12 protein-coding genes and 1 pseudogene are annotated in these 12756 nt (G+C 48.8%); 12 read left to right on the top strand and 1 reads right to left on the bottom strand.

What is annotated here, in order from left to right; genetic code table 11:
* Positions 1-92: 92 nt before the first annotated feature.
* From tnpA (OGV85_RS06370) to OGV85_RS06330, 9 genes are all read left to right on the top strand, one after another.
* Positions 93-473, top strand: coding sequence for an IS66-like element accessory protein TnpA (gene tnpA, locus OGV85_RS06370; protein WP_032939119.1), 381 nt, complete (start codon positions 93-95; stop codon positions 471-473).
* A complete protein-coding gene (gene tnpB / locus OGV85_RS06365) occupies positions 470-817 on the top strand; it encodes an IS66 family insertion sequence element accessory protein TnpB (RefSeq protein WP_003843771.1) in 348 nt (115 codons plus the stop codon). Before tnpA (OGV85_RS06370) ends, tnpB (OGV85_RS06365) begins: the two co-directional genes overlap by 4 nt.
* 49 nt (positions 818-866) lie before the next feature.
* Entirely contained in the window at positions 867-2405 is a 1539-nt protein-coding gene (gene tnpC / locus OGV85_RS06360; RefSeq protein WP_003843773.1) for an IS66 family transposase, read from the top strand.
* Between the two features lie 38 nt (positions 2406-2443).
* Positions 2444-3928, top strand: coding sequence for a hypothetical protein (locus tag OGV85_RS06355; RefSeq protein WP_063135805.1), 1485 nt, complete (start codon positions 2444-2446; stop codon positions 3926-3928).
* A 136-nt stretch (positions 3929-4064) separates the two neighbouring features.
* Positions 4065-5600, top strand: a complete 1536-nt coding sequence (locus OGV85_RS06350) for a class I SAM-dependent DNA methyltransferase (RefSeq protein WP_058690651.1) — start codon at positions 4065-4067, stop codon at positions 5598-5600.
* Complete coding sequence (locus tag OGV85_RS06345) at positions 5600-7285, top strand: restriction endonuclease subunit S (protein ID WP_058690650.1); 1686 nt, start codon at positions 5600-5602, stop codon at positions 7283-7285. Before OGV85_RS06350 ends, OGV85_RS06345 begins: the two co-directional genes overlap by 1 nt.
* A 9-nt stretch (positions 7286-7294) precedes the next feature.
* Positions 7295-8899 (top strand): AAA family ATPase, encoded by a 1605-nt coding sequence (locus tag OGV85_RS06340; protein ID WP_058690649.1) that lies wholly within the window; start codon positions 7295-7297, stop codon positions 8897-8899.
* Positions 8899-9741 carry an HNH endonuclease family protein gene (locus OGV85_RS06335; protein ID WP_058690648.1) on the top strand — a complete coding sequence of 281 codons (843 nt, stop codon included), beginning with the start codon at positions 8899-8901 and terminating at the stop codon, positions 9739-9741. The genes OGV85_RS06340 and OGV85_RS06335 overlap by 1 nt, the downstream gene beginning before the upstream one ends.
* 171 nt (positions 9742-9912) lie before the next feature.
* Complete coding sequence (locus OGV85_RS06330; RefSeq protein ID WP_164881279.1) at positions 9913-10083, top strand: hypothetical protein; 171 nt, start codon at positions 9913-9915, stop codon at positions 10081-10083.
* On the opposite strand, the pseudogene OGV85_RS06325 reads toward OGV85_RS06330, so the two are convergent.
* Positions 10080-10319, bottom strand: a pseudogene (locus OGV85_RS06325) (Fic family protein); the annotation flags it as partial. The gene OGV85_RS06330 and the pseudogene OGV85_RS06325 sit on opposite strands and share 4 nt — an antisense overlap.
* Positions 10320-10406: 87 nt before the next feature.
* Here OGV85_RS06325 and tnpA (OGV85_RS06320) point away from each other — a divergent pair.
* The 3 genes from tnpA (OGV85_RS06320) to tnpC (OGV85_RS06310) are packed head-to-tail and all read left to right on the top strand — an operon-like array spanning position 10407 to position 12719.
* The gene (gene tnpA, locus OGV85_RS06320; RefSeq protein WP_032939119.1) at positions 10407-10787 is read left to right on the top strand and encodes an IS66-like element accessory protein TnpA; all 381 of its coding nucleotides are present in this window, start codon (positions 10407-10409) and stop codon (positions 10785-10787) included.
* Positions 10784-11131 (top strand): IS66 family insertion sequence element accessory protein TnpB, encoded by a 348-nt coding sequence (gene tnpB, locus OGV85_RS06315; RefSeq protein WP_003843771.1) that lies wholly within the window; start codon positions 10784-10786, stop codon positions 11129-11131. The genes tnpA (OGV85_RS06320) and tnpB (OGV85_RS06315) overlap by 4 nt, the downstream gene beginning before the upstream one ends.
* Positions 11132-11180: 49 nt before the next feature.
* Positions 11181-12719, top strand: a complete 1539-nt coding sequence (tnpC, locus tag OGV85_RS06310) for an IS66 family transposase (RefSeq protein WP_003843773.1) — start codon at positions 11181-11183, stop codon at positions 12717-12719.
* The last annotated feature ends 37 nt before the right edge of the window (positions 12720-12756 follow it).

Here is a 12756-nt window from a genome sequence, read left to right as displayed (position 1 = left end):
GTAAGCGTACAGCGTGAACCGTCTGGTCATAATCCGAAGCATCCGACAAAGTGGTGTCCACCAAATAAGTAGTGGGAACCAAAGTGTCAGATATGCAGAAAAATGTGACTCCCGGCAGGCGAAAAGGCTGCCCTAATTATTCTCCTGAGTTTAAGCAACAACTCGTTGCTGCCTCCTGCGAACCAGGAACATCCATCTCAAAACTGGCGCTTGAAAATGGCATTAACGCCAATCTGCTGTTCAAATGGCGCCAACAATGGCGCGAGGGAAAGCTGCTATTACCTTCTTCAGAGAACCCGCAGCTACTTCCTGTGACTCTCGATGCCGCTGACGTACAGCCAGAGCCGCCCACTGAGAGCCCGGAAGCCCTCAGTATCAGCTGTGAGATAACGTTCCGGCACGGGACGCTCCGCCTCAACGGCACTGTCAGCGAAAAGTTCCTGGCTCTGCTGATACAGGAGCTGAAGCGATGATCCCGTTACCAACAGGTACCAAAATCTGGCTGGTTGCCGGTACCACTGATATGAGAAATGGCTTCAACGGTCTTGCCGCAAAAGTACAGACGGCGCTGAAAGACGATCCGATGTCCGGCCACGTCTTCATCTTCCGGGGTCGCAGCGGCAACCAGGTCAAACTGCTGTGGTCCACCGGCGACGGGCTGTGCCTGCTGACCAAACGGCTGGAGCGTGGTCGCTTCGCCTGGCCCTCTGCCCGTGATGGCAAAGTGTTCCTGACCCCGGCCCAGCTGGCGATGCTGATGGAAGGCATCGACTGGCGACAACCTAAACGGTTGCTGACATCTCTGACCATGTTGTAGGCCTCTTTATCCTGGTTGTTGCTGAATAAGCCTGGTAAAATACGGGCTTATGAACGACACCTCTTCTGACGAAATCCTTCTGCTGAAACAGCGGCTTGCCGAACAGGAAGCGCTGAACCGCGCCCTGCTGGAAAAGCTGGCCGACCGTGAGCGCGAAATAGACCACCTGCAGGCGCAGCTGGATAAACTCCGCCGGATGAACTTCGGCAGCCGTTCCGAAAAAGTATCCCGTCGTATCGCACAGATGGAAGCTGACCTGAAGGTGCTTCAGAAAGAAAGCGATACGCTGACCGGTCGTGTGGATGACCCGGAAGTGCAGCGCTCGCTGCGTCAGACCCGCACCCGCAGACCGTTCCCCGAATCACTCCCGCGTGATGAAAAGCGTATGCTTCCGGCAGAATCCTGTTGCCCGGAGTGCGGTGGTTCGCTGAGTTACCTGGGTGAAGATGCCGCCGAACAGCTGGAGCTGATGCGCAGCGCCTTCCGGGTTATCCGGACAGTACGTGAAAAACATGCCTGTACTCAGTGCGATGCGATCGTGCAGGCAGCGGCGCCTTCACGGCCCATTGAGCGGGGTATCGCCGGCCCGGGGTTGCTGGCCCGCGTGCTGACCTCAAAGTATGCAGAGCACACACCACTGTACCGCCAGTCTGAAATATACGGCCGCCAGGGCGTGGAACTGAGTCGCTCACTGCTGTCGGGCTGGGTGGATGCATGCTGCCGGCTACTGTCGCCGCTGGAAGAGGCGCTTCAGGACTATGTCCTGATGGGTGGCAAACTCCACGCCGATGACACGCCCGTCCCGGTACTGTTACCAGGTAATAAAAAGACGAAGACCGGGCGGTTGTGGACGTACGTTCGCGACGACCGCAACGCCGGGTCAGCGCTGGCGCCGGCCGTGTGGTTCGCTTACAGCCCGGACAGAAAAGGCATCCATCCGCAGAGCCATCTTGCGGGCTTCAGCGGTGTTCTGCAGGCGGATGCGTACGCCGGGTTCAACGAGCTGTACCGCAATGGACAGATAACTGAAGCAGCCTGCTGGGCTCACGCCCGCCGCAAGATCCATGATGTGCACGTTCGTACTCCATCAGTGCTGACGGAGGAAGCCCTGAAACGGATAGGCGAACTGTATGCTATCGAGGCTGAAATACGGGGAATGCCGGCAGAGCAGCGTCTTGGTGAGCGTCAGCAGAAAGCTAAACCGCGACTGAAATCCCTGGAAAGCTGGCTGCGTGAAAAGATGAAAACGCTGTCGCGACACTCAGAGCTGGCGAAGGCGTTCGCGTACGCACTGAACCAGTGGCCAGCACTGACGTACTATGCAGACGATGGCTGGGCTGAAGCCGATAACAATATCGCTGAAAATGCGCTGCGGACGGTCAGCCTGGGCCGCAAAAACTTCTTGTTCTTCGGCTCTGACCACGGTGGTGAGCGCGGAGCACTGCTGTACAGCCTGATCGGGACGTGCAAACTGAACGGCGTGGAGCCAGAGAGGTATCTCTGTCATGTGCTCAACGTCATAGCTGACTGGCCGGTCAATCAGGTCAGCGAACTGTTACCCTGGCGAATAACCCTGCCAACTGAATAACCCGTTCCCGTCAATACGGTTCTCGCTGTACGCTTACAATGAAAGCCTACTGCACACAAAACAATATTCTCGTCACGGAAAGCACGATGAATGCTTTCAGGGAGGCCATTTTTAGCGTTCCATTCGACGACACATGTGACGGACGATGCAAGCCAACGTGGTATATGTCCATTGCTATTTTTTTGCAGCATCTTATTTGCAGCGCCACTGCGAGCCGTAACACGCGTAAGCGGTCGCAATTTAAGGGGAACCGACTATGGACCTGTTCAGTTCCGTTTCCTTATGCACTGGGAGAAAAAGTGGCTCCGGCAGTATTCAGACGCTCAAGAGAGCTACCGTTTGAAAGAGCGCTGGAAAAGCTGGAGGAAGTAGGGTTTATCAGAATCATTACACACGATGTTATACGTCACAAATGCCGGGAATTTGCGCTTTCTCGGCGGTTTCTCGACGTGCTGTTTCCCGGGGACAGAACTGCTTATCTCAACCTGGAAGATCGGTATGGCTATCTGACCGATGTTTACCGCAGACGTATGGGACCGATGACGCTGGAAGAACGGCTTGCTCAGGCCATGTTACGAAAGTGCAAAGTCAGGCATTTAACGTCAACCCGGAATATACCTGATAAGGCCTTTCGTGAGCGGGTTGCAGCGGTGTATGACCGGCTTGAAGCGTTGCCGGTTAACATCGATGCGCTGAGGATGTACTGTAACGAGCAACCATCCACTGTGAACAGGGTTTATTATCACAATTTTATCAGCCATCTTTGTGAAGCCGGTGTTGAGGCTATCAGCCTGAGTCCGTTAATCGTCTCATATCGGCAGGTATATCGTACGGCTAGGCTGGGCGGGCGTTCGTTTGAGGTGGGGAAGGGGTTTCAGTATCTGCCAAAAGGCATGAAATGGGCATGTCTGGGGCAGGGCTATAACTACGATATAAAAAGCAGCCAGCTTGAGATACTGCGTCATGAGCTGCAGCGTATCGGATTATCCGATAAAAACCTGAAGCGGCTGGAAACGGATTACATTACAAAGAAACTGGGCGTCACCACGGATGAGGTAAAACAATTTAGGTTTGCTGCTGTCTTTAGCGCTGGTTCGGTCAGCCTTTCAGTGAAAAGTGGAGTAAGGAAGAGGCTGAATAAAGTTCTCGGCGATAAGAGGGCAGAAAACGTGCTCAAACGCTGGAAAAAATTGATGCAACCGCTACGGGAAGATCTGAAGAGGCTGATCGAGGATTATCTGGCGACGGGAACCACAAATCGATACGGGCTTTGCGTGAAAAATGCTGTGGGACAAAATTTTAACTGTAGCTGGAAGAATTTCAGCGCCAGACAGGCATGGCAGCCAGCGCAGATGCACCGAAAGCTGCTTGCGCACATGTTACAGGGGCTGGAAAGTCAGGCTGTGTACGATTATGTTGCCAGCAATAAAGGCGTTTGTGCGCTAGAGCATGATGGGTTTGTTACATATGAAGAGATAACTGACTGGTCCCATCCATATCTTTTGATAGAGAAAAAGCATTGAAGCAAGTTATACATTATCTAAATCTGAGGGCTCATAGATTGGGCTGTTGCTCGGTTAAATCATTGTATCTTTTCAGTATGTTATAGTGTATTCTCATTTAAAGTGAGCGTAACTATATCCTGAGTCAATTGAAAATATGAAGCAAGAAACGATCGTTCAAAAAATTTGGAGTCTCTGCAACATACTAAGAGGTGATGGTATCACCTATTATCAGTATGTTTCTGAACTAAGTTATTTGCTTTTTCTGAAGATTGCTCAAGAAAATGGTTCAGAAAAGCTGATACCTCAAGGCTACCGCTGGGCTGATCTTGAATCCCATCCAGAAGCAGGATTATTAGGGTTTTATCAAGAGATGCTCACTCACTTGGGTGCGCATGTTAAAAATGAAATCATAAGAGAGATTTACGCATTCCCTACAACCGTTTTCTCCCATTCTGAAAATTTAAAAGCTGTTGTAGATGGTATTTCGAAAATAGAGTGGCACCAAGTAGGAAAAGATGGGTTTGGCGACCTCTATAGTGGTTTAATTGATAAAAGTGCTCAAGATACGCGTTCGGGAGCCGGGCAGTATTTTACTCCACGCTCTTTAGTTAACACGATAGTGAGATTGATAAAACCGAGTCTTGGCGAATTGATTCAAGATCCTGCGTCAGGAAGTGGTGGCTTCTTAGTTTCTGCTGACAGCTATATTCGAGTCAAATATTCACGAAAAGAGTATCAATTGAACCCTCCTAAATATCAAGGAGTGGAAATAGAGAAAAATACTCGTCGAATTTGCTTAATGAATACCTTTTTACATGATTTAGATGCACACATTATCTATGGTGATGCACTGACTGATGACGTAGCAGGGTTGGATGAAGCCGATGTAATCTTAGCCAATCCCCCTTTTGGCAATAAGGCTGGGGGACAACGTCCTTTACGTAACGATATTCCATTCCCCAATACAAATAAGCAATTAGCTTTTTTGCAGCATATTTATTTGAAGCTTAAAGCTGGCGGTCGAGCTGCTGTAGTGGTACCCGATAATGTACTATTCGAATCTGGGGTTGGTACCGATGTACGTCGTGACTTAATGAATAAGTGCAATCTTCATACTATCTTGCGACTGCCCACTGGTATTTTTTACGCCCAAGGTGTTAAAACCAATGTTCTGTTCTTTACTAAAGGCTCTGACAAAGATAAATATCAACAAGATAGCTGCACTGAGAACGTCTGGGTATACGATCTACGTACCAATATGCCAAGTTTTGGTAAACGTACACCCTTCGGTAATTCAGATATTGGCTTTGCGGCAGAAGATTTCGGTACAGATCAGCACCTCGGCGCGTTCGAAAAAGTGTTCGGAGATAATCCAGACGGCACCAGCAAGCGCACCGAAGGTGAATACAGCTTTGGTGCAACAGATATTGAAATTGATACAGAAGCAGTAGAAGAAAACCTGAATGTTGATGAACAGCTAGCCCATTCTCGCTGGCGCTACTTCAGCCGTGAGTGGATAGCCAATAATAAAGGCGATTCGCTGGATATCTCATGGTTAAAAGACAAAAAGAGTGTCGATGCGGCTGGTTTATCCGAGCCAAACGTTCTCGCTCGCGAGGCAAAAGAAGAATTAGAAGCAGCATTGAGTGAGCTGGATAGTTTATTGATCGCATTGGAAGGGGCCGAATAATGATTGAGACTTCTTTACCATGGCTGAGAGTCCAGCTCGGTGACGTAGTTCCCTATGGTAAAACCGAAAAATGCGAATTATCTGACGTTACAGGTAACACTTGGGTACTTGAGCTCGAAGATATAGAAAAAGATAGCTCGAAGATCATACAACGGCTAGATGCAACTGCACGACCATTTAAAAGCACGAAAAATAAATTCCGTAAAGGAGATGTCCTTTACGGGAAACTGCGACCTTACTTAAATAAAGTTGTCATTGCGGACAGTTCTGGCGTTTGTTCGACTGAAATCATGCCTCTAAATGCTGAGCCATTTATTGACAATAGGTACCTCTTTTACTGGTTGAAAACTGAAGTTTTTATTGATTTTGTAAATTCTGTAAGCTACGGCGTGAATATGCCTCGACTCGGAACTAAAGATGGATTAGCTGCTCCATTTATTGTAGCTCCGCTTGCTGAGCAAAAAGTTATTGCCGATAAACTTGATACCTTGTTGGTGCAGGTGGATGCCATTAAGGCTCGCCTCGAACGCATCCCAGAAATCCTAAAAACCTTCCGCCAATCGATCCTCACCGCCGCAGTTAGTGGGAAGTTGACGGAGGGATGGCGATTAAAGAATAAACTCAGTAATGTAGTTGTAAAACAAAATATCAATCTACCAAAATTAACCCCAAATGAACACTACCTCGAACATGTTGAAGGATGGCAATGGGTAAGACTGGGTTCTGTTGTTAGTCTAATAAACGGCGATAGAGGAAAAAACTACCCTAATAAAAATGAATATGTTAAGGATGGAATACCGTTCATAAATACAGGGCATATTAATTCAGATGGAACACTTTCTGATGAACGCATGAATTTTATTTCCAAGGATAAGTTTGACTCCTTAAGTGGGGGAAAGACGAAATCAACAGATCTAGTTTATTGCCTCCGAGGTGCAACTATGGGAAAAACTGCACGTGTCCACTACAAAATAGGGGCAATAGCATCCTCTCTTGTAATTATCCGACCGAGTGATTACATAGACAGAGATTTCGCATATTATTTTCTTATTAGCCCTCCGGCTAAAGATTTAATTAATGAATTTGATAACGGATCCGCTCAGCCAAATCTATCTGCAAAGAGTTTGTCTACATACCCTTTACAACTCCCTTCGTTTAAAGAACAAATCGAAATCGTCAGTCGCGTCGAAGAAATGTTCAACTTTTCATCTCTTGCCGAAGCAAAAGCTAAAACTGCATTAGAGCGTGTCAATAAAATTACTCAATCAATCCTAGCCAAAGCTTTCCGAGGCGAACTCACTGCAGATTGGCGCGCCGCCAACCCGGATTTAATCAGCGAAGAGAAAAGTGCTGAAGCTTTGCTGGAAAAAATTAAGGCAGAACGTGAAGCCATCGAAAAACAACCTAAGCCAACACGTTCCGTTATAAAAAAAAATACAGGTGGCCGTATGAGTAAACAGATTATCAAAGTGGTTGAAGCGCTAAAACAAGCGGGAAAACCGCTTAGTGGCCAACAATTGTTAGCTGCAGCTGGTTACCCTAGTGATAGCAGTACTGAGCAACTGGAACAGTTCTTTCTGGATATACGTGACGCTCTTACCATAGAAGAGTCCATTGTAAAGCTTGAGCGCGGTGGCGACAGTCAAGATTGGTTCGCCTTGGCTAATAATAAAGCAAAGAACTAAGGACAGCCCATGAAAGTCGACAAACTGCATATTCGCTCACGCTTTAAAAATCTTGAAAACGTGAAAGTGGACTTTGACGAAAACCACCTGATGACCGTTATCGTAGGCCGTAATGGTTCCGGTAAGTCCAATGTTCTAGAAGCCTTGGTTGCTATATTTCGCAATCTTGATTTAGGTGAAGCACCAACATTTTCTTATGAGTTGGACTATCAACTAGGTGAGGAAGCCGGGGTTAAGTGGTATGACGTCAAGGTTGATGCAGATCCAGACCGCGGAACGCTAGCAAAGCAATACCAAGTTTATGTCAAAGATAAACACGATAGCAAAGCGGATTTCAAGCTTACACCCTTCTCCAAAGTGAAACGCGATAAGAAAACCAAACAAGCAGAGTTTCTTCCTAACTTTCTATTCGCCTATTATTCCGGACCATCGGATAGATTAGAAAAATACTTTCGAAAGCATCGTGATGATTATTATCGAAACCTACTCTACAACAAGCTTGACTTGAAAGCAGATATTCGTTCTCTATTTTATGCCAAACCCTATCACAGTCAGTTTGTGCTCTTGGCATTTTTCCTGTCAGATGAAAATAGTCCTCAGCGCAAGTTTATTAAGGAGCATTTGGGTATTGAGGGATTGGACAGTATTCATTTTGTGATGCGCCAACCTGAGTGGGCTAAGCTGAAGGGGGAATTATTCTGGGGAGCACAAGGTGTAGTTCGTCGCTTTTTGGATGAATTGATACAGCACACATTGTCACCGATAAAAGTAACTCGTCAAGAAGATACGTCGTTAACGGGTAGTTATATTCGAAATGAGTTCTTTCATCTATTTTTACCTGACGTAAACGCACTACATGAATTTGCTAGAGATCTCAGTGCTGACGAACTGTTTAAAATGCTTGAAAGCACTCTGCTGTCAGAAATTATCTCTGAGGTTAGCATACGGGTGAAAGTAACCAGCAGCAGGGAGCCTCTCACTTTCCGTGAACTTAGCGAAGGTGAACAACAGCTATTAACCGTATTGGGCTTACTCTGGTTCACCGGTGGTAAAGATTCCTTATTTTTACTCGACGAACCTGATACCCACCTTAATCCGTCATGGGCCGTTAAATACCTTAAATTCCTGCGTGAATTCGTACCCAATCATGAAACCAGCCATTTACTAATGGTCACACACCATCCTTTAGCTATTGCCGAGCTGAAGAAACAACAAGTACAAGTCATGTGGCGTGACGATGAAAATAATGTTCACTCACAAGAGCCTTATATAGATCCTCGTGGCGCTGGCTTTATGGCCACACTTACTGAGATTTTTGGTCTAAATACAACACTGGATCTGGAAACCCAAAAGTTATTGGACGATAGGAACGAACTAGCCCATATCGAAAATCGAACAGAAGATCAGAACAACCAGCTTGACCTTCTTAATGATGAGTTAAACAGACTAGGATTTTCACTTGAAAACAGGGACCCGTTATACAGCGAGTTTCTTTTAGCATGGCAAGACCTAAGATACAGCGATAAACCACCACTAACACCGGATAAAGCGGCTCAGAGACGAGCTGCTATGAAAAATGTAATTGAGGCGCTTAAAGCTAAGAAGGGTTGCTAATGATTTACATCAAACGAGACGCCACGCTAATTCCTGCAAAGGTACTTGCCGTTGCCCAACGCGCGCAAGATGCTCTGGAACAGCTTCCCGCTGAGCAGAGGAAAGGTTTCATCAAGAAAAAGTCTCATATATGGAGAGGCTTTTCTAAATACCTAGCCCAAATGTCTTATGGGAAGTGCTGGTATTCAGAAGCTAAAGATGCAGGTGCAAATTTCGATGTAGATCATTTCCGACCTAAGGCTGAAGCAAAGAGGACAGAAGATTTGGTCGATGCGGATGGTTATGCGTGGCTCGCATTTGATTGGGAAAACTTCAGGCTTTCTGCTCAGAATTGTAACCGTTTAAACACAGATGAATCAGGTAACACGGTAGGAAAAGGCAGTTGGTTCCCGCTGCTAGATGGTAGCCCTAAAGCCTGCTGGGATAATCGCTGTATTAACGATGAAAAAGTCACTTTGCTAGACCCTGTAGTTAAAGCTGACCTCACCTATATAGACTACGACGACAGCGGTAGATTTACTTCAAGTAAGCTCTGCGTTGGTAAGGCAGCATTAAGGGTTAGGCAATCTGGCATTATTTATGGCCTCAATTTGGAGAAAATGCGTGAAGCACGATTTCAGGTTATGAGGGAGGCTAAAGAACTCCTTGAAACTATTCACCAATGTGCCGAAGACTTAGACCCTCTGGGCAATGAAGCCCCCATGAGAACTATTGAACGACAAATAGAACAACTCCAATCCAGAACCCGGGCCGATGCACCATTTAGCCGTGCAGTAAGAACACAACTGATAAAACTCGGTGCAGAGGATTACTTAATTGATCGAAGTTTGGATGCAGCCTAGTTGTTTATCTTTCTGATAATGGGGTTGTCCGTTAGCCAACCTGATATATTGCTTAAAGGGCTTGCCCGATGAGTGAGCCTTTGACGGGGCTTGATATGAATTTGCGTAGAAGTTTTGGTATACTGTTTAAACGATGTCTTTCAGCCCAGATTCAACTTCTTAGGAGTGATTATGAGCACCCACAAAAAAACTCAGGCAAGCTACGCTAAGCCATCTCGTGCTGACATTGTTCGCTCAGTAGCAACATCTACGGCTGTTGAAACAGGGCAGTCCTCCGCGAAGATCGAAGCTTCACTTGAAGCCACGCGCAAAAAATTTGCTCATTTGCGTCTTGCGGTTTAATCCCTTCTTAATGCTTCTCGCACCCAGTGTTTCATCGGCTCATAGTCCATTGATATGCCAGCATGGATGGCCGATATATACTGAGTTTTGTTTTGCTCCCAGCTTTGATAATCCAGCGGTTTGTATCCTCCCTGAACGGCCATCACGTCGGCTAGCAGTCGCGACAGGCGTCCGTTTCCCTCTCTGAATGGATGGATAAGTATTATCTCTACATGGGTTATGGCGATAGCGGTAAGCGTACAGCGTGAACCGTCTGGTCATAATCCGAAGCATCCGACAAAGTGGTGTCCACCAAATAAGTAGTGGGAACCAAAGTGTCAGATATGCAGAAAAATGTGACTCCCGGCAGGCGAAAAGGCTGCCCTAATTATTCTCCTGAGTTTAAGCAACAACTCGTTGCTGCCTCCTGCGAACCAGGAACATCCATCTCAAAACTGGCGCTTGAAAATGGCATTAACGCCAATCTGCTGTTCAAATGGCGCCAACAATGGCGCGAGGGAAAGCTGCTATTACCTTCTTCAGAGAACCCGCAGCTACTTCCTGTGACTCTCGATGCCGCTGACGTACAGCCAGAGCCGCCCACTGAGAGCCCGGAAGCCCTCAGTATCAGCTGTGAGATAACGTTCCGGCACGGGACGCTCCGCCTCAACGGCACTGTCAGCGAAAAGTTCCTGGCTCTGCTGATACAGGAGCTGAAGCGATGATCCCGTTACCAACAGGTACCAAAATCTGGCTGGTTGCCGGTACCACTGATATGAGAAATGGCTTCAACGGTCTTGCCGCAAAAGTACAGACGGCGCTGAAAGACGATCCGATGTCCGGCCACGTCTTCATCTTCCGGGGTCGCAGCGGCAACCAGGTCAAACTGCTGTGGTCCACCGGCGACGGGCTGTGCCTGCTGACCAAACGGCTGGAGCGTGGTCGCTTCGCCTGGCCCTCTGCCCGTGATGGCAAAGTGTTCCTGACCCCGGCCCAGCTGGCGATGCTGATGGAAGGCATCGACTGGCGACAACCTAAACGGTTGCTGACATCTCTGACCATGTTGTAGGCCTCTTTATCCTGGTTGTTGCTGAATAAGCCTGGTAAAATACGGGCTTATGAACGACACCTCTTCTGACGAAATCCTTCTGCTGAAACAGCGGCTTGCCGAACAGGAAGCGCTGAACCGCGCCCTGCTGGAAAAGCTGGCCGACCGTGAGCGCGAAATAGACCACCTGCAGGCGCAGCTGGATAAACTCCGCCGGATGAACTTCGGCAGCCGTTCCGAAAAAGTATCCCGTCGTATCGCACAGATGGAAGCTGACCTGAAGGTGCTTCAGAAAGAAAGCGATACGCTGACCGGTCGTGTGGATGACCCGGAAGTGCAGCGCTCGCTGCGTCAGACCCGCACCCGCAGACCGTTCCCCGAATCACTCCCGCGTGATGAAAAGCGTATGCTTCCGGCAGAATCCTGTTGCCCGGAGTGCGGTGGTTCGCTGAGTTACCTGGGTGAAGATGCCGCCGAACAGCTGGAGCTGATGCGCAGCGCCTTCCGGGTTATCCGGACAGTACGTGAAAAACATGCCTGTACTCAGTGCGATGCGATCGTGCAGGCAGCGGCGCCTTCACGGCCCATTGAGCGGGGTATCGCCGGCCCGGGGTTGCTGGCCCGCGTGCTGACCTCAAAGTATGCAGAGCACACACCACTGTACCGCCAGTCTGAAATATACGGCCGCCAGGGCGTGGAACTGAGTCGCTCACTGCTGTCGGGCTGGGTGGATGCATGCTGCCGGCTACTGTCGCCGCTGGAAGAGGCGCTTCAGGACTATGTCCTGATGGGTGGCAAACTCCACGCCGATGACACGCCCGTCCCGGTACTGTTACCAGGTAATAAAAAGACGAAGACCGGGCGGTTGTGGACGTACGTTCGCGACGACCGCAACGCCGGGTCAGCGCTGGCGCCGGCCGTGTGGTTCGCTTACAGCCCGGACAGAAAAGGCATCCATCCGCAGAGCCATCTTGCGGGCTTCAGCGGTGTTCTGCAGGCGGATGCGTACGCCGGGTTCAACGAGCTGTACCGCAATGGACAGATAACTGAAGCAGCCTGCTGGGCTCACGCCCGCCGCAAGATCCATGATGTGCACGTTCGTACTCCATCAGTGCTGACGGAGGAAGCCCTGAAACGGATAGGCGAACTGTATGCTATCGAGGCTGAAATACGGGGAATGCCGGCAGAGCAGCGTCTTGGTGAGCGTCAGCAGAAAGCTAAACCGCGACTGAAATCCCTGGAAAGCTGGCTGCGTGAAAAGATGAAAACGCTGTCGCGACACTCAGAGCTGGCGAAGGCGTTCGCGTACGCACTGAACCAGTGGCCAGCACTGACGTACTATGCAGACGATGGCTGGGCTGAAGCCGATAACAATATCGCTGAAAATGCGCTGCGGACGGTCAGCCTGGGCCGCAAAAACTTCTTGTTCTTCGGCTCTGACCACGGTGGTGAGCGCGGAGCACTGCTGTACAGCCTGATCGGGACGTGCAAACTGAACGGCGTGGAGCCAGAGAGGTATCTCTGTCATGTGCTCAACGTCATAGCTGACTGGCCGGTCAATCAGGTCAGCGAACTGTTACCCTGGCGAATAACCCTGCCAACTGAATAACCCGTTCCCGTCAATACGGTTCTCGCTGTACGCTTAC

This window comes from Citrobacter sp. Cf132 (genome assembly GCF_030333885.1).
GTDB classification, from domain to species: domain Bacteria; phylum Pseudomonadota; class Gammaproteobacteria; order Enterobacterales; family Enterobacteriaceae; genus Citrobacter; species Citrobacter freundii.
This window is presented reverse-complemented; position numbering and strand designations above follow the sequence as displayed.

Bases quoted from the DNA above. Each gene is read 5' to 3' on its own strand.
- OGV85_RS06335 (WP_058690648.1), top strand. From the start codon at position 8,899: ATGATTTACATCAAACGAGACGCCACGCTAATTCCTGCAAAGGTACTT.
- OGV85_RS06350 (WP_058690651.1), top strand. From the start codon at position 4,065: ATGAAGCAAGAAACGATCGTTCAAAAAATTTGGAGTCTCTGCAACATA.
- tnpC (WP_003843773.1), top strand. From the start codon at position 867: ATGAACGACACCTCTTCTGACGAAATCCTTCTGCTGAAACAGCGGCTT.
- OGV85_RS06330 (WP_164881279.1), top strand. From the start codon at position 9,913: ATGAGCACCCACAAAAAAACTCAGGCAAGCTACGCTAAGCCATCTCGT.
- OGV85_RS06345 (WP_058690650.1), top strand. From the start codon at position 5,600: ATGATTGAGACTTCTTTACCATGGCTGAGAGTCCAGCTCGGTGACGTA.
- tnpA (WP_032939119.1), top strand. From the start codon at position 10,407: ATGCAGAAAAATGTGACTCCCGGCAGGCGAAAAGGCTGCCCTAATTAT.
- tnpA (WP_032939119.1), top strand. From the start codon at position 93: ATGCAGAAAAATGTGACTCCCGGCAGGCGAAAAGGCTGCCCTAATTAT.
- OGV85_RS06340 (WP_058690649.1), top strand. From the start codon at position 7,295: ATGAAAGTCGACAAACTGCATATTCGCTCACGCTTTAAAAATCTTGAA.
- tnpB (WP_003843771.1), top strand. From the start codon at position 470: ATGATCCCGTTACCAACAGGTACCAAAATCTGGCTGGTTGCCGGTACC.
- OGV85_RS06355 (WP_063135805.1), top strand. From the start codon at position 2,444: ATGAAAGCCTACTGCACACAAAACAATATTCTCGTCACGGAAAGCACG.
- tnpB (WP_003843771.1), top strand. From the start codon at position 10,784: ATGATCCCGTTACCAACAGGTACCAAAATCTGGCTGGTTGCCGGTACC.
- tnpC (WP_003843773.1), top strand. From the start codon at position 11,181: ATGAACGACACCTCTTCTGACGAAATCCTTCTGCTGAAACAGCGGCTT.